Here is a 24,528-nt window from a genome sequence, read left to right as displayed (position 1 = left end):
CCTCCATCCCCGATCTGCCAAACACACGTTTTTTCCCGCTCGAGACCTTCGCTCATAGTGCGACGTGGGTGAATTCCCCCAGAGCCAGGTCACGGCGTACCGCGACGCTCTGTCCGTCATGTCACGAAGCGTCGGAGCGGGGTCGGAGTGATGCCAACGCGTCACGCACTGCGGGTCATCCGACGGGTGCGGCAGGCGGCATAACCCTCCGTGACGCCAGGCGTTACGCTCTGTCCCCTGCCTGCGGACAGTGGAAACCCGGGGCGTGGGGGATCTGGCTCAGGCCCCCGAGAGCGAACTGGGAGTTATCCCCCACCGCCAAGTGGTGCGGCTTCACTCCACGTGCGTGCCCTTCGACTCCGGACCTGCTGCGCAGGGCCTACGCCGAGGGCGAACGGAGAGAAGGAACGGCGTGCCTCCTTGGACCGCGGGGCATCACTGCAGGTGAGACGACCGCGCTCAGACCCGCCGGCGCCGCCCGCGCCAGGCGACGAGCGCCGCGGCGAGGAGCCCGCCGGCGAGTCCGGTCCCGCCCGCGGCCGAGCAGCCCCCGCCGGACTTCTTCGGCGGGATCTTGCCGTCGGGGAGGCACGTGAGCGTGTCGCCACCCGCCGGGTAGATCTTGCAGATGCCGTCCACGTCGTCCGCCGCGAGGGCCCGCTGCGAGACCCGCCCGACCTGCGGCACCATCACCGAGCTCGCGTCCGGGCAGGCGTTGTAAGGCGAAGACGGCGGCAGCACGTTGGCGCACACGTGATCGAGGCCGAGCATGTGCCCAGCCTCGTGGGTCACGACCGCGGAGAGGTCCACCCAGTTGCAGCCCGGCTGGCCGGACGGCGATCCGGGGCCATACGGCGGATCGTTGCACGTCGGCGCCGAGGCGCTCTCACATGTGAAGTAGAAGCCCGTCGCAAGAGCGGTAGGCACGCCGTCCCAGCCGTTCAGCTCCATGTCGGCGTCGAGGAGCTCGCCCGTGGAGGCGTCGAACGAGGTCGTGGTGAGGCCGATCGTGCCGATGTCGCCGTCCCAGCAGTTGAACTTGGCCGCGCAGGCGCCGGGCGTCGCGGCGCAGGGATCCGTCCCCACGACGTCGGCGCTGCACTCCGCGCTGCGGAACACGATGAGGTTCACGCCGTCGTTGCCGGTGCGCGTGAGGTCCGTGGGCTGCCCCTGCACGAGCTTGAAGTCGGTGCAGGCCGCGCTCCCTCCCGCGCGCGTCGCGCTCGACCACGCAGCGGCGCCCTGCGCAGCGGCCGCGTCCGCGGCCGTCGCGCTCCCGCACGGCGCCGGCGACGCGCGGGTCGCGTTCACCCGGTACGTGATCTGCCGCTCGCGCCACCACAGGCACAGCCCGGTCTCCGGGTGGCCTGGCGTGGTGGTCTCGCGGTTGTAGGCAAGCGCGGGCACGGCGGCGGCGATCAGCGCGACTGCGGCGATCGAGCGAACGGACGGGATCATCGGATGCTCCTCACGCGCCGCTCGAGCTCCGCGAGCGGCATCTCTTCGGCACGCCGCTCGCCATGGCGAACGGAGGTCCGGATGAACGTCAGCTCGGAGAGATCGGGCCGCGCGACCGGTCCGACCACCGAGAACTTGCCCTGGGCGAGGCCGGTGACGCGGAACGCGTCGGGCCCGGCGTGCCGGAGGAAGAGGACGACCTCCTCGTCGGGCGCGATCGCCGGCGCCGCGTCCACCCGCTGCCCGAAGCGGCCGACGACCCCGCCGGGAACGACCACGTGCGCGATCGTAGGCGCCTGGCCGCGCAGGACCGCGCTCGTCCGGACCTCGTACGTGGTGAACACCCGGAGGCCGTCGTCGGTGCGCTGCGCCCGCGAGGTGGTGACGCGTCCGCGCACCACCGCGTCGGACGCGCGCGCGAGCTCCTCGACCGATACCGCCACCGCCTGCGCGCCCAGTGCGGGCATCGCGGAGAGGAGCACCGCGGCGAGGACGAGGACACGCATGGGTCCGCGCATCATAGCGCGGTCCGCGTCCCCGACGGACGGGACCGGGCTGCCCTGCGGCGTTCTGGCTTCCCGCGGCGCTCGTTCGCGGTTCGACAGGCTCACCGCGGACGGGTGACCGATTCCACCGCGAATGGTGTGACCGGATCTCACCGCGAACGCTGCTCGGATCCCACGAACGTGCGTCAATTCCCCGTTCGTCGATGGTGGTAGGTTGTGCGCGTGTCCCCGTCCGCCATCGCGCTGCTCGCAGCGGCTCTCGTCGCGTCCGAGCCGGCCGAGCCGCAGCCGACGGGTGACCTGTACGCGTCGTTCGTCGTCCCCCAGGACATGATGCTCGGCGCCGGTCCGATGGATCAGCTCGAGGGGACGCTGTTCGGCGTGCTCCCGCCGCCGCCGACGATCGTCGTGCGCCAGACGCACTACTACGGGACCATCACGATCGACCACCGCGCGCACCTCGCGCGCCGCATCTCCTGCAAGCTCTGCCACGGCCCGAAGCCGGTCGGGAAGATCGGCTTCACCCCGCGGGTCGCGCACGAGCGGTGCGTCGGGTGTCACCAGACGATCGTGAAGGGCCCCACGAAGTGCCAGGGGTGCCACGTGAAGTCGGCGACCCCGCCGCCGCTCCTGGTCGCGACGGCGGCGCCCGCCGCCGCGGCGGAGACACCGAAGGCGCCCGAGCCGAACCCCGGGAACGTCGCGGCCGCGCTCGCCGCGTTCGACGCGCCGAAGTCGGGCGCGGGCGGCGGCGTGTTCGAGAAGGACGCGTTCCACCGCTCGCTCGAGATGGGCCTCACCGCCGGAAACGGCGGCTGGGGCGGCTCGGTTCGCATGGCGTTCCAGCAGGACTGGATCCAGCTCTCGCACTCGTTCGAGCGGCTGAGCTCGGACAGCACCGCGCGGACGCTCGCCCTGTTCGGCGCGGGGATTTCACAACCCGTGCGTTCGCGAATATCGCTGCAGGGGTCGGCGCTCCTCGGCTTCGACGTCGTCGATCATCCGGTCGTCGTGCTCTTCCCGTCGATCGGGGCGCGCGCCGGCGTCGAGCTGCGCCTGAGATCCAGCTTCATCCAGAAGCTCACGGCGTCCGTCACGGGGGTCTTCGATCTCTCTCCCCGGGCGTACGAGCACGACATCGGCGGGGTCACCCTTTACGGCACCCTGGCCACCGGCTTCAGCTTGCCCTGACGGCGCTAGTCGGATCGGTGTAACCTTCGACCCATGCTTCCGGCCGGCACCGCGCGCGTCGCTGCGAGGGTGTGGAGCGGCGCGCTCGCGCTGCTCGTCCTGTCCCTCGCGCCCGCCGCCGCCCGCGCCTACGGCGGCCACGACTCGGTCGGCTGCGCGGGGTGCCACTCGCTCCACACCGTCAAGGGGCCGTCGGACTTCGCCGTGCCCCCGAACCCCAAGCTCCTCGATCCCCGCACCAACCAGCCGTACATGGGGAGCACCGCGTTCTGCCTCTTCTGCCACGCCGACGCGAACAAGGGCGGCCAGGGCTACCTCACGGTCTCGCAGCACACGAGCCACTCGTTCGGCCTCGCGAGCGTGAACCGGAAGGTGGCGCGCGTGCCGTCGGAGCTCCTCGGCGAGGGCGGCCGGTTCGAGTGCCTCTCCTGCCACGACGCCCACCCGTCGAACCCGAACTACCGGTACATGCGGGTCGACGTCGGACCGAAGGGCGAGGAGATGGAGAACCTCTGCATCATGTGCCACCCCGCGAAGGCCGAGGGCGGCGGCGGTCGCAAGGTGGTCATGTTCGACAGCATGGACGAGACGCAGTCGTCGTCGCGTCCTGCCCGCGCGGTGCCGCCGAAGTCCGACCCGGGCGCGACTCCTCCGCCGCCGGCGCCGAAGCCCGCCGCGAAGACCGACGGCTCCGACGACCCGCACCGCGGGTGATCCGGGCGCGGCTGCGGCCTCACCCGCTCGCCCTGAGCCCGTGGTTGGGCAGCCTCACCACGAACGGTTGCTGCTCGTCAGTCGAACGCGTGGCAGGCCATGCAGAGCGGCTTCGCCGAGACCTCGGTGCGTTTCGACGGCGCGGCTCCCGGGTTCACTGTCTGCTCGCTCTGGCGCGCGTCATACGTCTCCGGACGTCCCGGGACCACCGCCGGGCGTGCCGGCGCGCCCTGCGGGAGCGCGATGTGGTTCTTCCAGGGGGACGAGGGGTCGTGGCACGTCCCGCACGCGACCTCGCCGTTGCGCAGGTACACGCCGCGTGCGAGCACCTCCGCGGCCGGGCGGAAGCGCTCCGGGCTCATCTTCGCCGCCTCGACGTAGTCCACGCCGATCGGGTGCGTGGGGTGATTGGACCGGTCGTGGCATGGCGCGCAGTCCGCGACGCGCGCCGCGTCCGGCGGCAGCGCCGAGAGCGCGCAGGAGCCCGTCGCGGGAGCGGCCGGCGTGGTGGTCGGAGCCGGCGTGATGGTCGGAGCCGGCGTGGGCGACGGAGCCGGCGTGGCGGGCGGCGCGGCCGGTGCGGTCGGCGCCCCGGGCGGCTGCGGCGCCTGCGACCGCGCGCTGACGACGGGAGCGATCATGCAGATCGCGAGCGTGGCGGCGTGGAGTCCCCTCATGGCCCATGCTCTACGCCCTCCGCGACCGTGACGCGACGCGGGCCTTTGTCATCGGGCGATCGGGGTCTCTGCCCGGACCCCCTGCCGCCCCCGCCCGCCCGATCCGCTCCGGGCGGCGACCATCGAGTCTCCCCACGTGTCCGGCGCGGATGCCTCCCGCGGCGGGCCACCATCGGCGCAACCGCGGTGCGCGCCTTCACGGCGCGCGGAGGTGGGCCATGGTCCAGTCGAGGAGCATCGCCGGAGCTGGGACGAGGTTCGTGACGCGCGTCGTGTTCGCCCTGGCGCTCCTCGCGCCGGCCCTCGCGTTCGCCCACGGCGGGCACGACAAGGTGGGCTGCCGCGGGTGCCACGCCGCGCTCCAGGGCAAGTCGGTGTACGACATCCCGGTGAACACGAAGTACGTCGACCCGAAGACGAACAAGCCCTACTCCGGCTCGACGGCGTTCTGCCTGACGTGCCACCTCGAGACCGACAAGGGTGGCCGCGGTCATCTCCCGGTGTCGCGCCACAGCAGCCATCCGTTCGGCCTCGAGATCGTGAATCCGAGGGTGGCGCGGGTTCCCGGCGAGCTGCTCTCGAAGGACGGCAGGTTCGACTGCATGGCGTGTCACGATCCTCATCCGTCGAACCGCAACTACAAGTACGTGCGGGTCGACGTCGGGCCCGGCGGCGAGCGGATGGACCGGTTCTGCGCGGCCTGTCATCCCGCGAAGAACGACCCCGCGAAGGCACCGCCGGCCGTCATCTCGACCGACGGGGGCGGCGGGCCGGAGGCGCCTCCCGCCGCACCAGCGTCGGCGCCGGCGAGCACCGGGAAGAAGCCCGCGAAGTGACCGCACGGTCGTTCCCGCGCAACGCGCAGCGGCCCGCCATCGCAGCCCATCGGGTCTCCCCACCTGTCCGCCCTGGCCCCCTCCCGCGGCGGTCCTACGATCCGCGCAACCGCGGTGCGCGCCATCGCCGGCGCGCGGGAGGTGGGCCATGGCGGAGTGGAAGAAGATCACCTGCGCGATCGACCTGTCGGATCCGGCGCGGCTCGCGATGGAGTCCGCGGCGGAGCTGGCGCGCGCGCTCGGCGCGGAGCTGACGCTGCTCTACGTGCACGAGCCGGCGCCGCTCGCGGCGGTGGACCTGCTCGTCACGCCGCAGGGCGTCGCGGAGCTCTCGATGGAGGAGACCGAGGAGGCGCTCGCGGGGTGGCGCGCCACCGCCGCCGAGATCTCCGCCGCGCCGGTCCGATCCATCATCCGCACCGGCCCCGCCGCCGCAGAGATCCTGGCGCACGCGCGCGAGCAGGGCGCGGATCTCCTCGTCCTCGGGACCCACGGCCGGAAGGGGCTCGCGAAGCTCGCGTTCGGCTCGGTCGCCGAGAAGGTCGCGAAGCAGGCGCCCTGCCCGGTGCTGCTCGTCCGGCCGCGGGCCGTGTCGGAGGCGGACGACATCGCGACCGAGGCGCGGTGGTATCAGCCGGTCTGACGGACGCGTCTACTGGCAGAACCTCGCCCGCAGCCGCTCCGCCACGAGGGGCAGGTCCTCCTGCTCCTTCACGGGCTCGAACCGCGACGTCTCGGGATCGTCGCGGGGGACCTCCAGGTACGCCGCCGGCAGGAGCGGCCGGCCGTCGTCGCCGGTGAGCGCCGTCACCTCGCCGGTGACCTGCTCGAGCTGCAAGACCTCCTGGCCGTCCACCGTCTTCCGGACGGCGCGCCATGGGAGCGGCAGCTCGCGGGCGAGGATCGCGCGCAGCTCGAACGCGATGTTGTTCGTGGAGATGAGCCCGTGCCGGGCCGGGTCCACCTGCTCGACGAGCTGCACACGATCGCCGACGCGGACGGGCGCGGCGCCGGCGTCGACCTTCCCCGACGGGCCGCGGCGCGCGGTGACCTCGACCGTCATCGCCTTCCCGAGGGCGACGTGCGCGCCGATCACCACCGGGTCGAGCGTCGCAGCGAGGTTGTCCACGTTGCTGAAGTAGACGATCGACACGCCGCGCCGCGCGAGCTCCGCGCCGGCCCCGCTCTCGCGCAGCGCCCGGAGGAAGTCGCCGTGCCCCGCCGGCGCGAGCGACGGCCGGCCCGCCGCGTCGCGGAAGATCTCGAGGCCGGGCGTGAGCCGCGGGAGCATGCGCTGCCGGAAGACGATCACGTCGGGATCGAGCCGCACCTCGGCCGCGATCGGCGCGTGCGTCAGGTCGGACGTCATGAGCACCACCGGCACCGGCCGGCCCGCGGCGGCGCCGGTCCGGCGCGCGTCCTCGAGCTTCAGGTCGAGGAAGGACCGGCCGCCGAGGATGGGCACGAGGCCCTTCACCGCCGTGCCGAATCGCGTGCCGGCCCCGCCCGCGGCGATCGCGCTCGCCACCTCGCCGCGCGCAAACGCCTCCTCGCCGAGCCGCACGAGCTCCGCGTGGCGCGCCGAGCCCGGCGCCGGCCACGGCTCGACGTCGCCCTCGAGGAGCGGCGCGGAGCCCTCCGGCATCTCCACCGCGGGCGCCAGCTCGCCGGCCCGGAGCCGCTCCACGAGCGCGTCGAACGCCGCGGCGTCCCGCGGGGGCGCGCCCTCCCGGCGCCAGGCCGTCCCAGGAGTCTCCACGAGAGAGAGTGTGGGCTCCTCGCGAAGCGAGGGCAAACGCGAAGGCTGTGCGCCCCGGCGCGCGCGCTCTCCCGCTCGTGGGGCGAGCGTGCGCCGCCTCGCGCGTCGGGTCCGCGCCATGTCCGGTCCCATGACACCCCGGGCATCCTCCGTCGATCGCCCGGACGGGCCGCCCGGCTCGCGGCTTCGCGCCGGGCGCCGGGACAACCTGGGGACACGGGCGCCCGGCCGTCGCCAGCGTCGCGGGGTTCTGCTACACGCAGGTCGCCGGCGCTGGATGGGGAGCCGGGGCCGTATCACGCTGATGGTGAACCATGGCCGGCGACGCGCGCACCTTCGAGGCGCTGTTCGGGAGCGCTCCCGCCGTCCGCGCGCGGGCGCCGGGCCGGGTCAACCTCATCGGCGAGCACACCGACTACAACGGCGGCTACGTGCTGCCGATGGCGATCCCGCAGGAGACGCGGGTGGAGCTCGCGCCCCGGGACGGCCGCGAGGTCCGGGCGTGGAGCGCGAACCTGCCCGGCGGCCGGATCGACTCCTACGTGCTCGGGGAGGAGCGCCGCGGGCGCGGCTGGCTCGACTACGTGCAGGGGGTCACCGTCGTGCTGGCCGGCGACGGACACGCGCTCCGCGGCTTCGACGTCGCGTTCCGGTCCGACGTGCCCCTGGGCAGCGGGCTGTCGTCGAGCGCCGCGCTCGAGGTGAGCCTGCTCCGCGGGCTGCGCGAGGCGTACGGGCTCCGGCTCGACGACGTGGCGCTCGCGCTCGCGGGGCAGCGCGCCGAGGCCGGGTTCGTCGGCGCGCCGGTCGGCGTCATGGACCAGCTGGCCTCGAGCCTCGCCGACGCGCGCTCGGCGCTGTTCATCGACACGCGGACGCTCGCCCACGAGCGGATCCCGCTGCCCCCCGCCGTCGAGCTCGTCGTGATCAGCTCCGGCGTGAGCCACGCCCACGCGGGCGGCGACTACCGCGTGCGCCGCGCCGAGTGCGAGCGCGCCGCCGACCTGCTCGGCGTGAACCAGCTCCGCGACCTCTCGCCGGCGGACGTGCCGCGCGCGATGTCGCTGCCGGAGCCGCTCGGCCGCCGCGTCCGCCACGTCGTCCTCGAGAACGCCCGGGTCCTCGAAGCGGTCGAGGCGCTCCGGCGCGGCGACGTGCCGGGCCTCGGCGCGCTGCTCGACGCCTCGCACGCGTCGCAGCGCGACGACTACGAGGTGTCGGTCCCGGAGATCGACCTCCTCGTCGACCTCGCGCGCGCGGAGCGGGACGTCGTCGGCGCGCGGCTCACCGGCGGGGGGTTCGGCGGATCGATCGTGGCGCTCGCGCGCGCCGGTTCCGGCGCCGGCGTGGCGGCGCGAGTGGTGGAGGCCTATGCGCGGCGGTCGGGACGCGCCGGGCGCGTGCTCGTGCCGCGCGGGTGAGCCTACCTCACCAGCGGCAGCGGCCGCGCGCGGCCCGCGATCCGCTCGACCGGCCAGCGCGGATCCACCGTGAGGTTCTCGAGCCCGTCCGCGCCGATCACGAACGTGTCCTCCACCTTCGCGCCCGGGAGCGACGGGTTCCACGCCACCGCGCCGCCGGCCTCGAGCGGCACGGTCGAGCCGGGCACGGCGACCGCGTCGCGGGAGAGGTAGCCGCACGTGCCGCCCTGGTGGTGGCGCGCCTCCTCTCCGGCGTAGCCCGCCGCCGCGTAAGCCGCGACGAGCGCGTCGAGCACGGCCCCGAGCGTCGCGCCGGGCCGGGAGGCGTCGAGCGCGGCCGCCTCGATGCGCGTCACGTCCGCCCCGCGCCGCGCCTCCTCGGCGGTCGGGTCCCGGAAGTACACGAAGCGGGTCAGGTTCGCGTAGAGGCCGTGACGGCGCGCGCACACGACGAGCATGGCGCGATCGCCGAGCCGGTCGGAGGTGGGCGTCGGGTGACGGTACAGCAGGAGCCGGCGCGCGTCGCCCGCGAGCACCAGCGCGGGGGCGACGCCGCGCGACCAGAGCGCACCGGCGGCCGCGCCGGCCAGCTGGAACCCGGTCCAGTCCGGGCGCGCCGCCCGCAGCACGTCGGACACCGCCGCGGCCGCGTCGCGGCCGAGCGCGCGGTAGCGCTCGAGCTCCTCCGGCCCGAGCGACCGCCGGAGCGCGACGACCTCGGGCGGGAGCGGCCGCTCGCCGGGCCGCGGCCGATCCGACGCGAGCGCGCCGGCGCCGCGGATCCGGTCCGCGAACGCATCGGCGGCGCCGCGATCCCACCAGCGCGCCGCGAACATCTCGAGCCCGGGCGGCAGCTCCTCCGCCTGGAGCCGCGCCCGCTCGATCTCGTCGGTGAGCACCCACGCGCCGTCCGCCGAGACGAGCACGTCGGCCACGCCCGTCTCGGCCGCGAGCAGCACGGCCGCCGACCCGCCGCAGCCGACCCACGAGGTCCAGTCGAGCCCGCGGAGGCGCACCGCGCCCACGCCGTCGCGGAGCGCGGCGCGCCTCAGCGCGTCGAGCTTGCGCGCGAGCTCCGTCACCGTCGGCTACCGGTGGCCGGGCGCGCCCCGGCGCCGCCGCGTGACGAAGTAGACGATCGCGGCGATCGCGAGGATGAGGATGATCCAGCCGAACCCGCCGCCACCGCTGTCGCCGCCGCCGGCGGGGCCGCCGCCAGCCGGTCCACCCGTCGTCCCTCCGCCACCCCCGCTCCCCGCGCCCTGCGCCAGCGCGAGCGCCGGTGTCAGCGCCACCGCGACCGCGACCAGCGCTGCCCACAGCCGCTCGAACCACGTCCGGTTCCGCATGCGTTCCTCCTCTCGGCCGGCCCTCGCCGGGCCCGCCCAAACCTGGGCAGCCCGGGATGCCCGGGGAAGCCGCCTCAGGCGACCAGGTCCGGCACCGCCCCCTGCCCGATCACGTCGCGGAGGTATCTAGCGCCCCTGCTGACCCGGCGCGCCGGCTCCGCCGCCACTCCCGGCGGCCGGGCTGCCGGCCGTGCTCCCCGCGCCGGACGCGCCGCCGGACGCGCCGCCGGCGGCTCCGGGGCCGCCTGCGGTGCTGCCGCCGGCGCTGCCGGCGTTTCCGGCGCCGCCCGGCGAGCCGGCGCTGGCGGCGCCGGTGCCCATCGCGCCGCCGCCGCTGCCCGTCGGCCCGGGCCCCGCCGGCGCTGCGGAACCACCGCCGCCGGGCTCGCCGCCGGCCTGCCCGCTCCGGTCCTGCGCGGGCCGCGGCTGCTGCTGCTCGCCGCGCGGACACCCGACACCGCCGGCGAGCACCGCCGCGACCGCGACGACCCTTCCCCACCGCCCGACCGCCGACATGGCCCCTCCCGCGCTCGACGCTGCGTCCCGCCTCAACGTAAGGCGAGCGCGGGCAAAGGGGGCGCACGTGGTGAACGCGCCCAGGTCCGCACGGGGAGACCGGAGCGGTCCTTGCGCGTGCCCGGTCGCGTGCACCCCCGCTCCGCCGGGGCCCGCGCGAGCGCCGCGCCCGGCGCGGTCGTTGCCGCCCCGCCGGCGCGTCCCTACCGACGGACGCATGACGCGTCGCCTGATCGCCCTGGCGCTGCTCGCCGCCGCCGTGGCGTGCAACGACTACACGTTCTCTCCGGTCGGGCGCTGCCTGGTCCAGCCGGGGTCCGTGCGGGTGCAGCTCTCGAAGGTCTCCACCGCGGACATCCTCTTCGTGGTGGACGACTCCCCGTCGATGGACCCGAAGCAGCAGGGGCTCGCCGACAGCTTCAAGGACTTCATCGATCGGATGGTCGCGACGAACACCGCGCGCGCGGCGAAGGGGCTCGAGCCCGTCGACTTCCACGTGGCGGTGACCACGTCGTCGATCTTCTACGCGGCGGCGGGCACGCGGAGCTGCGTGGCCGGCACCGGCGGGAACCAGTGCTGCGCGACGTCCGCGTGCACCGACGTCGCCGCGTGCACGCCCGGCACCGGCGGCGGCTGCGGCGCGGGCCAGACCTGCGTCACGACGTCGGTGCTCGACGCGAGCGGCAACGCCGTGCTCGACGCGAAGGCGCAGTGCTGCTCGACGTCCGCGTGCGCACCCGCGACGACCGCGTGCGTGCCGGGCGACGCGTGCCCGCTCATGACGACCGCGTACGCGAACCCGCTGCCCTCGTCGTCGTTCTGCACGCCCGGGCTCGCCGTCGCGGGCGCCCCCTACCCGGCCGGCGCGTTCGTCGCCGCCTCGGGCAACCCGACCATCCTGGACTTCGGGAAGACCCTCGACTGGGCGTCGTGGGGCACCGCCACGCAGGATCCGGCGCTCACCGCGCTCGTCGGGCAGTTCACGCAGAACATCCGCGTCGGGAGCTGCGGCTCCGGGGAGGAGCAGCACCTCGAGGCGGCGCGGCTCGCGCTCCAGAAGGCGCTCGCGGGACAGCAGCCGGGCGTCGCCGCCGGGACGTGGCCGCACCCCGACGCGAAGCTCGTCGTCGTCTGGGTCGGCGACGAGGACGACTGCTCGAGCCCCGCGAGCGCGCCGCTCGCGATGGCGGGCTCGACGCCGGGGGCGGACAGCTGCGTCCTCGACAAGCGCCGGCCCGCGGCGGCGCAGCGGGAGATCCCGGTCTCGACGTACGCCGACTTCTTCGCGGGCCTCGTGAAGCCCGGCGGCGCGGCCGACCTCGGCGCCGCGTTCATCGTCTCGAGCGCGCGCTGCGCCGACGGCTCGTACCAGCCGGCCGACTCGTGCACGGGGACGGCGAGCTGCCCCGTCCAGCCGCCGGCGACCTGCCACGCCGGCCCGGTGTGCGGCGGCGCGTACGCCGCCGGCGAGCGGTTCCTCGCGCTCGCCGACGCCTTCAAGGCGCGCGGGTTCGGGGTGGTCGAGGGCACCGTCTGCGACGCGTACCCGCCGAGCTCGTTCGGCCCCGTCCTCTCCGCGATCGCCGACCTCGCGCGCCCGCTCGACGCGCTCCGCCTGCCGACGCGCCCGGGCACGCGCGACCTCACCCAGCTCCGGATCGTGGACGCGAGCGGCGCCACGCGGCGCACGTGCACGCCGGGCGCGGAGTGGTGCTTCGTGGACTGCAACGACGCGAGCGCCTCGCCCGCGTGCCTCGTGTCCGGGACGTCGGAGTGCATCGCCATCGACCAGACGAAGGGCGGCTGCTTCGCGAACCCCGGCGAGACCTACTCGGCGGAGTACCTCGGCATGCTGCCGCCGAGCGGGTGCGCTTCCGCCGCGGAGTGCGCGACGGCGCTCGGCGGGAAGGCGGGCGACTGGTCGTGCAGCATCGACGCGGGGCAGGCGCGCGGCACGTGCGCCTGCAACGGCGGGTGAGGCGCGCCCCTACTTCCCCTGGGTGGAGCCGCCGCCGCTCGCGGCGCCGGAGCCGGACCCGCCCGTGCCGCCGCCGCCGGCCGTGCCGCCCGCTGGCGCGCCGCCTGCGGCGCCCGCGGCGTCGGCCTTCCCGCCGGAGGGCTGGCCGGCACCGCGCCCGTCGGTGGTCCCCGCGGACGTGCCCGCGGATCCGGCGCCCGTCGCGCCGGTCCCGGTCTGCTCGCTCGTCCCCGGCGGCGTGCCGCCCGCCATGCCCGAGCCGCCGCCGGGCTGGCCGCCGCCCTGCGTCTCGGCCTTGCCCGTCTGCTGCGCGGGGCGCTCGCGCGTCTGCTCCGTCTTCCGCGGACACGCGAGCGTCCCCGCGGCGAGGACCACGGCGGCAGCGAGGGACCAGCGTTCCTTCGTCTTCATGCGCTCCTCCCGGACTCGTTCGACGCGGGGTGGATGTCGATGTCCGAAAGGTAGGGGCCGCCGCATCGTCCGGGAGTCGCGCCCGGGCGTCCATCGCCTCCCAACGGCCTGACCCGATCCGCCTGCGCGCCGCCGGGCCTCGACTCCGCTGCGGGGCATACGCAGTGTTCGGGTCCCGGCGGAGCGCTTCCAGCGCCGGGTCACTCCGAGCGTGCCACCGTCCTTCCACGCCGCGACCGGAACGCGCGTCGAGCCGGCCGTCCGCGAGACGCCGGCGCCGCGGGCCGCCGGGCGGGCGGGGCTCGCCGCGCCCGCGCTGGTCGCGCTCCTCGTCGCGATCCGCGTGCTCGTCCTCCCCTCGCTCGGGCTCTTCAACGACGAGGCGTACTACTGGGAGTGGTCGCGGCGGCTCGCGGCCGGCTACCTCGATCATCCGCCCCTCGTCGCGTGGCTCCTCGCGGCGTCGACGCGTCTCCTCGGCGACACGCTCCTCGCGGTGCACCTGCCCGCGTTCGTGCTGTCGCTGCTCACCTCGGCCGTGCTGTTCCGCCTCGTGCTCGACCTCTTCCCCGGGCGCGCCCCGCTCGCCTGGACGAGCGTCGCCGCCCTGAACGCGACGCCGCTCTTCGGCCTCGGGGCGGTGTTCACCACACCGGACGCGCCTCTGCTCCTCGCGTGGGCCGCCACCCTCCTGCTCGCGTGGCGCGCGGTCCACGGGAGCCCCCGGCTCTGGTACCTCGCCGGCGTCACGACCGGCGTCGGGCTCCTCTCGAAGTACGGCTTCGTCCTGCTGCCCCCGTCGGTCCTGCTCTTCCTGCTCGGGACCCGTCACCGCCGCTGGCTCGCCCGCAAGGAGCCCTGGATCGCCGTCGCCATCGCCGCTGCCGTCTTCCTGCCCGTGCTCCTCTGGAACGCGGACCACGGCTGGGCGTCGTTCCGCTTCCAGTCCGTCGACCGCTTCTCGGGCGCGTTCCGGCCCTGGCGCACCGTCCCGCGCTTCCTCGCGGCCCAGCAGAGCCTCACGCCGCCGCTCTGGCTCGCGTGCCTCGCCGGGCTCCTCCGGAGCGTCCGCCGCGCCCGCGCCGGGAGCGACGCGCACGCGCTCCTCGCGGCCGGCGGCGCCGTGACGCTCGGCTTCTTCGCGGTCGCGTCGCTCTTCACGTACGTGAACCCGAACTGGCTCGGGCCGGCGTTCCTAACCCTCCTCGTGTCCGGCGCCGACCTGCTGCTCGGGTGGCGCTCGCCCGTGCTCCGCGCGGCGCCCATCGCGCTCGCGGCGGGGGTGACCCTCCTCTTCCACGTGCAGGCGGCGACGTACGTCGTGCCGCTCCCGCCGACGCTCGACCTCGCGACGGATCTCACCGGCTGGCCGGAGGTCGGCGCGCGCCTGCGCGCCATCGCCCGGGAGATGCCGCGCCCGGAGCACGTCTTCGTCTACACGCCGCGGCTGCAGCTCTCGGCGCTCGCGGCGTTCCACGCCGGGCCCGGGCTCGAGGTGACGCGCATCGGCGGGCGCGCCGACGCGTACGACGAGTGGCGGCGGGCGGACGGGTGGCGGGGCGAGGACGCGATCTACGTCTGCGACGGCCAGCGCTGCGGCGCCCCCGAGGAGCCGTTCCGGAGCTGCGCGCCCGCCGGCGCGCTCGACGTCGTCCGGCGCGGACGGGCGCTCCGCACGTTCCGGTTCTGGAGCTGCCTGGACTACGGCGGGGCCCCGCCGTCGCCGGCCGGGCCGGTGCCGCCGGCGGCAGCGGCGGCGGCGGAGCGGTAGAGGCGAGATCGGCCCCCATCGCACGGGCCCTGCCGGTCCCCGCAGCGCACGGCCGTTCCGCCGGATAGACCTCCCGCCCGGAGGAGACACATGGATCTCCAGCTTCGGGGAAAGCGCGCCTTCGTGAGCGGCTCGACCGCGGGGATCGGCCTCGCCATCGCGCGGGCGCTCGCGGAGGAGGGCGCCGCGGTCGTGGTGAACGGCCGGACGCAGGCGCGCGTGGACGCCGCCGTCGGCGCGGTCCGCGCCGCCGCGCCGGGGGCCGACGTGTCCGGTGTGGCGGCGGATCTCGGGACGGCGGCGGGCTGCGCCGCCGCGGTGGAGCGCCTCCCCGAGGTGGACGTGCTCGTGAACAACCTCGGCATCTTCGAGCCGCGGCCGTTCGCCGAGATCTCCGACGCGGACTGGATGCGGTTCTTCGAGGTGAACGTCGTGTCCGGCGTCCGGCTCGCGCGCGCGTGGCTGCCCGGGATGCTCGCGCGGGGCTGGGGGCGGATCCTGTTCGTCTCGAGCGAGAGCGCGCTCCAGATCCCGGCGGAGATGATCCACTACGGCACCACGAAGACCGCGCAGCTCGCGGTGGCGCGCGGCCTCGCCGAGACCACGCAGGGGACGGCGGTCACCGTGAACGCGATCCTGCCCGGCCCGACGCGGAGCGAGGGCGTCGGCGAGTTCGTGGCCGGCCTCGCGCGCCAGGCGCAGCGGACGCCCGCGGACGTGGAGCGCGAGTTCTTCCAGAGCGCCCGCCCGTCCTCGCTCCTGCAGCGGTTCGAGACGCCGGAGGAGATCGCCGCGCTGGTCGCGTTCGTGGCGAGCCCGCGCGCGTCCGGCGTGAACGGCGCCGCGCTCCGCGTGGATGGGGGCGTGGTGCGGGCGATCCCGTAGGCCGGTCACGCGTCCGCGGCCCCCCTCACCCTACCCTCTCCCCCCGAGAGGCCGGGGGGAGAGGGACGCTCGGAAGTCCCGGCGCGGCGGCGCGGCGCCGCTCACGTCGCCCGTGGTGCGGGGGGAGAGGGGCGCTCGGAGGTCCGGCGCGACCGCGTGGTTGCGCGCGAGCGGACCGATCCGGCATGACTGACCGATGGCCCGCTCCCCGCACGCACCGGCCGTGGATGGCGCGCTCGCCCTCGCCGCGGCGATGGGCATCGGCCGCTTCGCGTACACGGCGCTCCTCCCCGCGACGCAGCGCGCGCTCGGGATCGACGACGCCGTCGCGGGCGCCCTCGCCTCTGGCAACCTCGTCGGATACCTCGCCGGCGTCCTCGTCGCGCGCCAGCTCGTCGCCGGGCGCGCGCGCGGCGCCGCGCTCCGGGCCGCGCTGGCGGCGACTGCGCTCGCGACGGCGCTCGGCGCGGCGCTCCCGTCCACGTCGGCGTGGGCCGTCCTCCGGTTCGTGGCGGGGGTCGCGAGCGGGCTCGTGTTCGTCCTCGCCTCGGCGGCCGCGCTCGAGCGCGCCGCCGCGCGCGCCGGGGTGATCTTCGGCGGCGTCGGGATCGGCATCGCGCTCTCCGGCGCCGTCGCCGCGCTCTCCCCGGCATGGGCCGGGTTCGAGGCGCCGTGGCTGGTGCTCGCGGCGGCGGCTGCCCTCCTCGCGATCCCGGGCTGGCGCCACCTCGCCGTGCCCGTCCCGGCGCACGCGGCCGCGGGGGGAGCGGGGCCGCCGCCGCACCCGGGCCTCGGCCTCGGCCGGCTCGGCGCGGCATACTTCCTGGAGGGGCTCGGGTACATCGTGAGCGGCACGTTCACGGTGGCGGCCGTCCGGCGCACGCCGGGGCTCGAGCCGCTCGCGCCGTGGACGTGGGTACTCACCGGCGTCGCGGCCGTCCCCTCCGCGATCCTCTGGGCGCGCGCGGGGCGGCGGATCGGGGCGCGCCGCGCGCTCTCCGCCGCCTACCTCGTCCAGGCCGCCGGGATGGCGCTCCCGTCGCTCTCGCGCTCACCGGGCGCGGCCCTGGCGGGCGCGGCGCTGTTCGGCGGCACGTTCATGGGGATCACGACGCTCGCCATGGCGGCCGGCCGGAGCCTCGCGCCGGCGACGCCGGGCCGGATCGTCGCGACGCTCACCGCGGTGTACGGCGTCGGGCAGATCCTCGGGCCGATCCTCGCGGGCGCGCTCTCGCACCGCCTCGGGGATCCGCGTCCGGCGGTGCTCGCCGCCGCCGCGGCAGTCGCGGCCGGGGGCGCGTTGCTGGCGGTGCCGGGCGGGCGAGAGCGGAGCGCCGGAGCGAGGGACGGCTAGATCCCGCCACCGCCACCGCCACCGGCGCGGCGCCGGCGGCGGCGACGCCGGTGGGACTGCGGGCCGGTCGAGCTGCCGGCCGCGGGCGCGGCGGTCCCAGCGACCGGCTTCTCGCCGGGGTGCGAGGGCGGCTTCCCGTGCGAGGCGGCGTGAGCGTGCGTGGCGGGGATCGCGGGCGGGGGCGCGTGAGCGTGCGGCGCGGCCGGGTTCCCGTGCGAGCCGCCCTGAGCGTGCGGCGCGGCCGGGTTCCCGTGCGAGCCGCCCTGAGCGTGTGGCGCGCCGGGCTTTCCGTGCGTCCCACCGTGAGCGTGCGGGGCGGTGGGCTTTCCGTGCGTCCCGCCGGCGAGCGGCCGCACCACGCGGACGACCTCGGGCGCGGGCGCGCCGCGCCGCCGGTCGGCGTCGCGGCGCCGGTCCGGCTCGGGGCGGCGCTGGGGCTCGGCGCGGGGCGGCGGACGCGCAGCCGAGCCGCCGTGCGGCGGCGGACGCGGCTGCTCCCGAGCGGCCTGCGCGTGCGGCGGCTGGCGCTCGCGCCGGTCCGCCTGGCCCCCGTGCCGCTGCGGCTCCCGTCGCTCCGGGCGCCCGGCCGGGGCCGCCGGACGGGGGCCGGCACCGTGCCCGCCGGCGCGCCGCGGCTCCGGCGCACGCCCCGTCGGGACGAAGTCCGGCGTCAGCTCGCGGCGGGCGTACGCGCGCCAGATCTCGGCGCCGTCGCCGGAGCTCGCGTGGAGCGCGGGGTCGAGCGCGGCGAAGAAGTGCCGCAGGTTCTCGACGTCGCGCACCAGGAACCGCTCCGCCTGGCTGTTGTGCGCGGCCCCGATGACCTGCGGGAAGTCGATGACGACCGGACCGTCGCGGCCGAGGAGGACGTTGTAGGGCGAGAGGTCGCCGTGGACGAGGTCGCAGCCCAGCATCCGGACGACCTGGCCGCGGAGGTCCGCGTAGAGCGCCGCCGCCTGGTCGCGGCCGAGGTGGGCGTCGATGAGCCGCGGCGCCGGGTGGCCGTGGGCGTCGACCACGAGCTCCATCAGCAGCACGCCCTCGTAGAACATGACGGGCCGCGGGACGCGGACCCCGGCGGCGTGCAGCGCGTACAGCGCGTCGGCCTCCTTCGCCTTCCACGCCTCCTCGGCGGCGGCCTGCCCGAAGCGACTCCCGCGATCCATCGCCCGCTGCATCCGCGTGTCCCGGACGCGGCGGCCCTCGCGGTACGCGGCGTCGTTGCGGAAGCTCCGCGACTCCCGCGCCTTGTAGACCTTCGCGGCGACGAGCTCGGCCCCATGGCGGACGAGCCACAGGTCGGCCTCCTTGCCGCTCTTCAGCTTCGAGACCACCGCGTCGATGACGCCGTCCGCGAGGAGCGGTGCGAGGGGATCAACCATTCGAGCCGGCAGGATTAGAGGAGTCGGCGCGTCGGGTCAACCGTCCAGCGGAGCGGCTCCTGCACGAGGCCGCTAGGCCGCCGGCGACCGGCTCCGGGCGCGGGCGGACTCGATCACGCGTCCGAGCACGCGGACGAGCTCGCCGAGCGGGAACGGCTTCTCGAGCACCGCCGCGGCGTCGATCCCGAGCGGCTTGCTCGCGGTGACGACCACCACCGGGACCTCCGCGATCTCCTCCCGGCGCCGCTGCAGGTCCCGGAACTGCCAGCCGGTCATGTTCGGCATGGAGAGGTCGAGCACGATGGCGTCCGGGAGCGGCACCGCGCTGGTCAGCATCTCGAGGCCCTGCGCGCCGTCCTTCGCCTCTCGAACGCGGTACCCCTGATCGGTCAGGGCCTCCGCCATCACCAGCCGGACCTCGGGGTCGTCGTCGACGAGGAGCACCGTGCGCATCGGGTCCCTTCTCGCACGAGCCCGATGCCGCCGCCAGTTCGGGCGTGCGCGGCGGCGCCCGCCCGGCCGCCCGGTCATCGCGCCGCGGCCCGATCAGGCCCTCAGGCCACGCCAGCCCACCACCGCGAGGGTCGCGGCGAGCCCCGCGGCCACCCACCCGCGCCTGCGCCGGAGCATCAGCTCGAGGCTGCGCCCCCGCGCCCGCCCGTCGAAGTCGCCATGAGCACCGCGATCGCCGGGCAGCGGGTGATCCACGTTGTCGGGGCGGTCCGGCGGCACCGGCTCGTCGGTCTGCTGCGCCTCGTAGCCCATGTGCCCGAGGTACCGATCGAGCAGCCCCGGGAAGACCCTCTGCCCGAGGATCGCCTTCACCGCGCTCCAGCCGACCCACAGCTCGCGCGTCGGGTGCTCGGCGACGTGGAGGACGGCGCGCGCGATCACCTCGGGCTGGAAGATCGGCGGCACCGGCTGCGGGTGGTTCGGCAGGCGCGAGCGGACGACGTCGAACTGCGGCGTGTTGACGGCCGGGAGCTGCACCATGGAGACCTTCACGCGGCTGTGGTCGTGGTCGAGCTCGCAGCGGAGCGAGTCGGTGAAGCCGCGGATGGCCGCCTTGCTGGCGCAGTACGCGCTCTGGAGCGGGATCGAGCGGTAGACGAGCGCCGATCCGATCTGGATGACGTGCCCCTCGTCGCGCGGCAGCATGTGCTTCAGCGCGGCGAGCGTGCCGTGGACGAACCCGAGGTAGTTCACCTCGGTGACCCGCCGGTACTCCCCGGCCTTCATCTCCCGCACGGGCGAGAACACGCTCACCATGGCGTCGTTCACCCACGTGTCGATGCGCCCCCACCGCTCGACGACGCGGTCGGCCGCGGCCTCGACGGCGACCGCGTCGGCGACGTCCAGCGGTAGCACGAGGGCCTCTCCGCCCGCCCGCTCGATCTCGCGGGCGGCGTTCCGCAGGCCCTCCTCGCCCCGGGCGACGAGGCCCACCTTCGCCCGCTGCTGCCCGAACGCGCGCGCGATCGCGCGGCCGACGCCGCTCGACGCACCGGTCACGACCACCACCTGATCCCGGATCTTCCTCGGCACGTGCCCTCCCCCGCACCAAAGTTAGGCACGCGCGGTCCCGCGCGGGACGGCGGCGGCGTTGCGCGGGCGACGCAGGGGCCCGACGTTGCCGTTGGAGATCAAACGATGCCCTTCACCCTGCACCACGGGACGAGCTTCCTCGTCTCCGACGAGTCGAGCGACGTGCGCCCGGACAGCGACGGCGGCTTCTTCCACCTCGACACCCGGTTCCTGTCCTGCCACCAGCTCCGGCTCGACGGGAAGCGGCCGATCGTGCTGCAGGCCAGCGCCATCGAGGACGACGACGGCTGGCACTTCCTGACGAACCCCGCCCTCGACGGCGCGGCGCGGGCGACCCTCGGCATCTCGGTCCACCGCGTCGTCGGCGGCGGCCTGCGCGAGGAGATCGCCGTCGAGAGCTACGGCGAGGGCGAGGCCCGGCTCGTGCTCTCGATCGCGCTCGACAGCGACTTCGCGTACGTCCTCACGGTGAAGAAGGAGGCGGCCGGAGGCGGCGGTGACTGGCACCCCCACGTGTCGCGGTCGACGCCCTCGAGCCGCGAGCTCGTGCTCGAGCTCCGGGAGGCCGGGACGGCGCACCGGACCGTGCTCGGCTTCAGCGTCGCGCCGGACGAGCTTCACGGCGACGAGGCGCGCTTCCGGCTGCACCTCCGCCGCCGCGAGCCCTGGAAGCTCACCCTCGACGTCGCGCCCATCCTCGGCGATCGGCGGGTCGACGCCGATCCCGGCGCCCCGCGCCGCGCGGCGGCGGGACGGCGCCGGCGCGGCCAGCTCCAGGCCGAGCAGCCCCACCTCGACACCGACCACGCCGTGCTCCGCGCGGCGTTCGCCCAAGCCTCCCGCGACGTCGCCGCGCTCCGCCTGAAGGCGAATCGCGGCGAGGGCGACGACGGAGGTGGCGGCGACTACGCCATCGCCGCGGGCATCCCCTGGTACATGGACCTGTTCGGGCGCGACAGCCTCATCGCGTCGTTCGCGACGGTGCTGCACGACCCCGCACTGGCGCGCGGGACGATCGAGGGGCTCGCGCGCCTGCAGGGCAAGAAGGTGGACCGGCTCTCGGAGGAGGCGCCCGGCAAGATCCTCCACGAGTACCGCCGCGGCCCGCTCACCCCCGCCGCGCGGAAGCTCATCCCGACCTACCCGTACTACGGCACGATCGACGCGACGCCCCTCTTCCTCGTGACGCTCTCGGAGTACGTCCGCGCGACCGGCGACCTCGAGCTCGCCCGCGCGCACTGGACGAGCGTGGAGGCCGCGGTCGAGTGGATGCGCCGCTACGGCGATCGGGACGGCGACGGGTTCCTCGAGTACCAGCTCGACGCGGACGTCGGCCTCGCGAACCAGGGCTGGAAGGACTCGAGCGACTCGATCCAGTTCCGCGACGGCCGCATCGCGCGCCCGCCCATCGCGCTCGTCGAGGTGCAGGGCTACGCGCTCGACGCGCGGCGGCGCACCGCCGAGCTGGCGCGTCACCTCGGCCACGCGGACCAGGCCGAGCGGCTCGAGGCCGAGGCGGACGCCCTGCGGCACCGGATCCGGGAACGCTACTGGCTCGAGGACCGCGGCTTCTTCGCGGAGGCGCTCGACGGCGAGAAGCACCGGGTCGACGCCCTCACCTCGAACCCCGGGCACCTGCTCTGGGCCGGCGCCGTCGACGCCCGGGACGCGGCCGCGCTCGCGAAGGTGCTCCTCGGACCCGAGCTGTTCAGCGGCTTCGGCGTCCGCACGATGGGCACGCGCGAGGCGGGCTTCAACCCGATCAGCTACCACGACGGGAGCGTGTGGCCACACGACAACGCCCTCATCGCCGCGGGGCTCGCACGTTACGGGCACGCCGCGGAGGCGGCGCGGATCGTCGAGGGCCTCCTCGCCGCGATCGCGCGGTTCCCGCTGCGGCGCCCGCCGGAGCTGTTCTGCGGTTACGCCGCGGACGAGTACCCTACGCCGGTCCGCTACCCGACGGCGTGCAGCCCGCAGGCGTGGGCCTCCGCCGCGGTCATCCTGCTCGCGCGGACGATCGCGGGCCTCGAGGTGAACGCGCTCGACCGCTGCGTCTCCGTCGCGCCGCTCGCCATCGGCGGGATGCGGTGGCTGGAGCTCTCGCGGGTGCCGGTCGGCGACGCGCTCGTCGACGTCTCCGTGCACGTCGAGGACGGCCGGGCCCACGCGGAGGTCCGCGGCCTGCCCGACGGTTGGGAGCGCGCGGACGCAGCGGCGCCCGGGGCGTGAGGCCCGGACGGCGATCAGCGTTCGGAGAGCGTGAGGTACACCATCGTCTGGTTCAGGAGCTGGTACGCGATCTCGCCGAACGTGATGGGGCCGACGATCCGCCCGGTGGTCCTGCCCTCGAGTGACGAGTGGACGTAGTTCAGGATGCAGTTGCACGAGAACACGACGTCGCGCTCGACCCCGCGCGGCAGCGCCGAGACGAACGCGTCCACGTAATCGGCGACCGGCCGGGCGTGGCGGTACGACACGCCCGCGAACACCGGTCCGAAGAACCTCACCTCGCCGGCCGCGTCGTCGACCTCGTGGAAGCTCACGTTGATCCGCGCCCCGCAGTAGTCCGCGACGAGGGGTAGCCGCGTGTCGAGGCCGGCCTCCCGGACGTACGCGGCGAGGTTCCGTCGCGAGCCGTCGATCTCCGCCATCGTCGCGGAGAAGCCGGTCGTGGGGAACGTGATCGCGGGGCCCTCCCCCATCTCGAAGATGTTGAGGATCGCCAGCTCGGCGACCTTGCCCCGCGGCAGCCCGAGGTGCATCACCACCGCCTCCTGCTCGAGCACCTCGCCGGATGCACCGTCGAACACCTTCGGCGTCGCCTTCCCGACCTCGGACAGGTGGACGCCGGCGATCCACCCGAGCAGCGGCGCGGTCGCGAACCGGTCGTACCTCGGCGCGTTCAGCCCGAACGCGAGGTGCACACGGCTCCAGCTCGGCGCGATCATGACGCCGAGCGCGTCCGGCGGCAGGTCGACGTAGACCCGCCCGATGTCGCCCTCGTCGTAGCGCCGGACACCGAGGTCGCGCAGCCCGGGGAGCCTCTCGACGAAGATCCTCCGCCGGTCGACCACGCCGCCCTCCTCCGTCATGAAGTACGGGATGGTGCCGCCGATCCACCTTCCGGCCGGCAGGCGCCGCAGCGGGGCCTCGTCGCCCGCGAGCAGCAGCGGCTCGCCGCGCCGGATCAGGGCCTCGACCTCCTCGACGTGGAGGAGATGTCGCTTCATTCCACCTGCGGATCTACCGGCACGCGCGGCCCCACGGGGCGGACCTGACGGGACGCCCCATCGCACGGCCGCCGCGCCGGCGGTCTGGCCAGCCGCGAGCGCCGCCGCGCGTCCGCGGCTATTGGGAGTCGCGGAGGGCCGAGCGTGCAGGGGAACGCGGTGAGGAGCTTCTGGCCAGCGCTGGTGTCGAACGCGCCTCCGGGGCGCGTGTTCCTGGTCGCGCTGGCGGCGGCCGTCGGCGCGGCGGCCTGGGCGACGGAGCCCTCCTCGGCCGTCCGCCCCCTGGTGGCCATCCTCGGGGCGGTGGCGGTCACCGTCGCGACGCACGACCGGGCCCGCCGAGGGCGCGGCGCGGGGAAGCCGCCGCAGCCCGAGGGGAACTTGCTGGCGCGCCAGCTCCGGATCAGCGCGCTCGAGGCGGAGGCGAAGCGGTTCCAGCGGTTCGCGCGCGAGGCGCCGATCGGCATCGTCTTCATCGGCCAGGACGGGAAGATGCAGTTCGCGAACGACGAGTACCTCCGGATCGTCGGCTCCACGCCGGCCGAGCTCGAGGCGGATCGGTACCGGGCCGAGGTTTGCGTGCCGCCCGGATGGCTGGACCCGCGGCTCGGGGTGCGGCACGAGGCGGAGTGGGTGCGTCCGGACGGCAGCAAGGTCCCCGTGCTGGTGGCCCTCTCGGCGCAGGAGGACGGCCTCGCCGCGTTCATCGTGGACCTCACCGCCGAGAAGGCCGCGGAGCGCGCCCGCGAGGAGAGCGAGGAGCGCTACCGCGCGATCGCGGAGAAGCTCGCGGAGTCCGACCGGCGGAAGGACGAGTTCCTGGCCGTCCTCTCCCACGAGCTCCGGAACCCGCTCGCGCCGATCCGCAACGCCGTGCACCTCCTCCGCTCCGAGCCCGCGGGCGACGGCGCGCGCCACGAGAGGATCCTCGCGATCGTCGAGCGCCAGGTGAACCACCTCGGGCGCCTCGTCGACGACCTGCTGGACGTCACCCGGATCACGCGCGGGAGGGTCGAGCTCCGCCGGGAGCGGGTCGACCTCACCGAGCTCCTGCGACGCACGGCCGAGGATCACCGCGCGCTCGCGCTGGCGCGCGGCCTCGAGCTGGTCGTGAGCGTGCCCCCGGCGGCCGTGTGGGTCGACGGCGATCCCACGCGCCTGGTGCAGATCGCCGGGAACCTCCTCCAGAACGCGGTGAAGTTCTCCGAGAGAGGCGGCCGTGTGACGCTGGAGCTGGCGGCGAGCGAAGGGTGGGCGGAGATCCGGGTCGCGGACACGGGGATCGGCATCGAGCCGTCGCTCCTCGAGCACGTCTTCGAGCCCTTCGTGCAGGCCGAGCGCACCCTGGCGCGATCGACGGGCGGGCTCGGCCTGGGGCTCGCGCTCGTGAAGGCGCTCGCGGAGATGCACGGTGGGTCCGTGCGTGCGTCCAGCGCGGGACGGGGCTGCGGCGCCGAGCTCGTCGTCCGCATTCCGCAGGCCGGTGAGGACGCGTGACGGAGCTCCGCCCGGCGTGACGCCTGCGATCGACGTCCGGGGCCT

General features: G+C 75.4%; 23 protein-coding genes. 11 read left to right on the top strand and 12 right to left on the bottom strand.

Annotation, left to right across the window (positions count from 1 at the left end; all coding sequences use genetic code 11):
- Positions 1–459: 459 nt before the first annotated feature.
- Together AMOR_RS21245 and AMOR_RS21240 are read right to left on the bottom strand one after the other, a co-directional pair.
- A complete protein-coding gene (locus AMOR_RS21245; protein ID WP_248353835.1) occupies positions 460–1,458 on the bottom strand; it encodes a matrixin family metalloprotease in 999 nt (332 codons plus the stop codon).
- Complete coding sequence (locus tag AMOR_RS21240; protein ID WP_248353833.1) at positions 1,455–1,964, bottom strand: hypothetical protein; 510 nt, start codon at positions 1,962–1,964, stop codon at positions 1,455–1,457. Before AMOR_RS21240 ends, AMOR_RS21245 begins: the two co-directional genes overlap by 4 nt.
- Positions 1,965–2,186: 222 nt before the next feature.
- On the opposite strand from AMOR_RS21240, the gene AMOR_RS21235 reads away from it, so the two are divergent.
- Entirely contained in the window at positions 2,187–3,155 is a 969-nt protein-coding gene (locus AMOR_RS21235) for a cytochrome c3 family protein (protein ID WP_248353831.1), read from the top strand.
- Between the two features lie 33 nt (positions 3,156–3,188).
- Positions 3,189–3,869 (top strand): cytochrome c3 family protein, encoded by a 681-nt coding sequence (locus AMOR_RS21230; protein ID WP_248353829.1) that lies wholly within the window; start codon positions 3,189–3,191, stop codon positions 3,867–3,869.
- Between the two features lie 77 nt (positions 3,870–3,946).
- Here the strand turns inward: AMOR_RS21230 and AMOR_RS21225 are convergent, their stop codons facing one another.
- Positions 3,947–4,546: a hypothetical protein gene (locus AMOR_RS21225; RefSeq protein WP_248353828.1), complete on the bottom strand. Its 600-nt coding sequence runs from the start codon at positions 4,544–4,546 to the stop codon at positions 3,947–3,949.
- A gap of 218 nt (positions 4,547–4,764) precedes the next feature.
- Here AMOR_RS21225 and AMOR_RS21220 point away from each other — a divergent pair, with 218 nt between their 5' ends.
- Positions 4,765–5,382: a cytochrome c3 family protein gene (locus AMOR_RS21220; RefSeq protein ID WP_248353826.1), complete on the top strand. Its 618-nt coding sequence runs from the start codon at positions 4,765–4,767 to the stop codon at positions 5,380–5,382.
- Between the two features lie 148 nt (positions 5,383–5,530).
- Positions 5,531–6,025, top strand: a complete 495-nt coding sequence (locus tag AMOR_RS21215) for a universal stress protein (RefSeq protein WP_248353824.1) — start codon at positions 5,531–5,533, stop codon at positions 6,023–6,025.
- Between the two features lie 9 nt (positions 6,026–6,034).
- Here the strand turns inward: AMOR_RS21215 and AMOR_RS21210 are convergent, their stop codons facing one another.
- Positions 6,035–7,141 (bottom strand): UTP--glucose-1-phosphate uridylyltransferase, encoded by a 1,107-nt coding sequence (locus AMOR_RS21210; protein ID WP_248353822.1) that lies wholly within the window; start codon positions 7,139–7,141, stop codon positions 6,035–6,037.
- A gap of 314 nt (positions 7,142–7,455) precedes the next feature.
- Here AMOR_RS21210 and galK point away from each other — a divergent pair, with 314 nt between their 5' ends.
- A complete protein-coding gene (galK, locus tag AMOR_RS21205) occupies positions 7,456–8,562 on the top strand; it encodes a galactokinase (protein ID WP_248353821.1) in 1,107 nt (368 codons plus the stop codon).
- A gap of 2 nt (positions 8,563–8,564) precedes the next feature.
- Here the strand turns inward: galK and AMOR_RS21200 are convergent, their stop codons facing one another.
- The 3 genes from AMOR_RS21200 to AMOR_RS21190 all read right to left on the bottom strand — a co-directional run bounded on the left by AMOR_RS21200 (position 8,565) and on the right by AMOR_RS21190 (position 10,427).
- A complete protein-coding gene (locus AMOR_RS21200; RefSeq protein WP_248353819.1) occupies positions 8,565–9,644 on the bottom strand; it encodes a M24 family metallopeptidase in 1,080 nt (359 codons plus the stop codon).
- 6 nt (positions 9,645–9,650) lie between these two features.
- A complete protein-coding gene (locus tag AMOR_RS21195; protein WP_248353817.1) occupies positions 9,651–9,911 on the bottom strand; it encodes a hypothetical protein in 261 nt (86 codons plus the stop codon).
- A 126-nt stretch (positions 9,912–10,037) separates the two neighbouring features.
- A complete protein-coding gene (locus AMOR_RS21190) occupies positions 10,038–10,427 on the bottom strand; it encodes a hypothetical protein (protein ID WP_248353815.1) in 390 nt (129 codons plus the stop codon).
- A gap of 217 nt (positions 10,428–10,644) precedes the next feature.
- Between AMOR_RS21190 and AMOR_RS21185 the strand changes: the two genes are divergently transcribed.
- Positions 10,645–12,405, top strand: a complete 1,761-nt coding sequence (locus AMOR_RS21185) for a hypothetical protein (RefSeq protein WP_248353814.1) — start codon at positions 10,645–10,647, stop codon at positions 12,403–12,405.
- A 9-nt stretch (positions 12,406–12,414) separates the two neighbouring features.
- On the opposite strand, the gene AMOR_RS21180 is transcribed toward AMOR_RS21185, so the two are convergent.
- A complete protein-coding gene (locus AMOR_RS21180; RefSeq protein ID WP_248362675.1) occupies positions 12,415–12,816 on the bottom strand; it encodes a hypothetical protein in 402 nt (133 codons plus the stop codon).
- A 211-nt stretch (positions 12,817–13,027) separates the two neighbouring features.
- Here AMOR_RS21180 and AMOR_RS21175 point away from each other — a divergent pair, with 211 nt between their 5' ends.
- The 3 genes from AMOR_RS21175 (at position 13,028) to AMOR_RS21165 (ending at position 16,826) form a co-directional block, all read left to right on the top strand.
- A complete protein-coding gene (locus tag AMOR_RS21175; RefSeq protein WP_248353813.1) occupies positions 13,028–14,587 on the top strand; it encodes a glycosyltransferase family 39 protein in 1,560 nt (519 codons plus the stop codon).
- A 90-nt stretch (positions 14,588–14,677) separates the two neighbouring features.
- A complete protein-coding gene (locus AMOR_RS21170; protein WP_248353811.1) occupies positions 14,678–15,472 on the top strand; it encodes an SDR family NAD(P)-dependent oxidoreductase in 795 nt (264 codons plus the stop codon).
- A gap of 196 nt (positions 15,473–15,668) precedes the next feature.
- Positions 15,669–16,826 (top strand): YbfB/YjiJ family MFS transporter, encoded by a 1,158-nt coding sequence (locus AMOR_RS21165; RefSeq protein WP_248353809.1) that lies wholly within the window; start codon positions 15,669–15,671, stop codon positions 16,824–16,826.
- Here the strand turns inward: AMOR_RS21165 and AMOR_RS21160 are convergent.
- The 3 genes from AMOR_RS21160 to AMOR_RS21150 all read right to left on the bottom strand — a co-directional run bounded on the left by AMOR_RS21160 (position 16,823) and on the right by AMOR_RS21150 (position 19,753).
- The gene (locus tag AMOR_RS21160) at positions 16,823–18,208 is read right to left on the bottom strand and encodes an RIO1 family regulatory kinase/ATPase domain-containing protein (RefSeq protein ID WP_248353807.1); all 1,386 of its coding nucleotides are present in this window, start codon (positions 18,206–18,208) and stop codon (positions 16,823–16,825) included. The genes AMOR_RS21165 and AMOR_RS21160 overlap by 4 nt on opposite strands.
- 72 nt (positions 18,209–18,280) lie before the next feature.
- Positions 18,281–18,661, bottom strand: coding sequence for a response regulator (locus AMOR_RS21155; protein WP_248353806.1), 381 nt, complete (start codon positions 18,659–18,661; stop codon positions 18,281–18,283).
- A 93-nt stretch (positions 18,662–18,754) separates the two neighbouring features.
- The gene (locus AMOR_RS21150; RefSeq protein WP_248353805.1) at positions 18,755–19,753 is read right to left on the bottom strand and encodes an SDR family oxidoreductase; all 999 of its coding nucleotides are present in this window, start codon (positions 19,751–19,753) and stop codon (positions 18,755–18,757) included.
- A gap of 105 nt (positions 19,754–19,858) precedes the next feature.
- Between AMOR_RS21150 and AMOR_RS21145 the strand changes: the two genes are divergently transcribed.
- Positions 19,859–21,985, top strand: a complete 2,127-nt coding sequence (locus tag AMOR_RS21145) for an amylo-alpha-1,6-glucosidase (protein ID WP_248353804.1) — start codon at positions 19,859–19,861, stop codon at positions 21,983–21,985.
- Positions 21,986–21,999: 14 nt separating this feature from the next.
- On the opposite strand, the gene AMOR_RS21140 is transcribed toward AMOR_RS21145, so the two are convergent.
- Entirely contained in the window at positions 22,000–22,986 is a 987-nt protein-coding gene (locus AMOR_RS21140) for a DUF6976 family protein (RefSeq protein ID WP_248353802.1), read from the bottom strand.
- A gap of 144 nt (positions 22,987–23,130) precedes the next feature.
- Here AMOR_RS21140 and AMOR_RS21135 point away from each other — a divergent pair, with 144 nt between their 5' ends.
- Positions 23,131–24,483: a PAS domain-containing sensor histidine kinase gene (locus tag AMOR_RS21135; protein WP_248353800.1), complete on the top strand. Its 1,353-nt coding sequence runs from the start codon at positions 23,131–23,133 to the stop codon at positions 24,481–24,483.
- Positions 24,484–24,528: the final 45 nt, after the last annotated feature.

The organism is Anaeromyxobacter oryzae (genome assembly GCF_023169945.1).
In the GTDB taxonomy this organism is placed as follows: domain Bacteria; phylum Myxococcota; class Myxococcia; order Myxococcales; family Anaeromyxobacteraceae; genus Anaeromyxobacter; species Anaeromyxobacter oryzae.
Note: the sequence above shows the minus strand (reverse complement) of the source record. Positions and strands in the feature narration are given on the sequence as shown.